This window comes from Lactiplantibacillus sp. B652, assembly GCF_023806745.1.
Lineage (GTDB): Bacteria > Bacillota > Bacilli > Lactobacillales > Lactobacillaceae > Lactiplantibacillus > Lactiplantibacillus pentosus.
In genome coordinates this window covers 1-232 of sequence record NZ_JAMSKY010000132.1, presented here as the reverse complement: position 1 = coordinate 232, position 232 = coordinate 1, and the positions used below count along the sequence as shown (strand labels likewise).

Annotated in this window: 1 pseudogene; it reads left to right on the top strand. The window is 46.1% G+C overall.

The features are described 5' to 3' along the window. Positions 1 to 232, top strand: a pseudogene (locus tag MZO40_RS17720) (hypothetical protein); the annotation flags it as partial.

Genomic DNA, 232 nt, shown 5'->3' with positions numbered 1-232 from the left:
TCAACTGATGCGGTGACAGGTGAAAAGACCTATGGGTCTTGGTCAGCAGATCAAAGCTTTGCGGCAGTAACTAGCCCAGCTATTAAGGGTTACACGCCAGACCAGGCTGAAATTGGGTCACAAACTGTGAGTGGTGACGCTAGTGATCTTGACTTCACGGTGGTTTATGCTAAGAATGCGCCAACTATTACAACTGAAAGCAAGACGATTAATGAGACTATCCATTACGTCT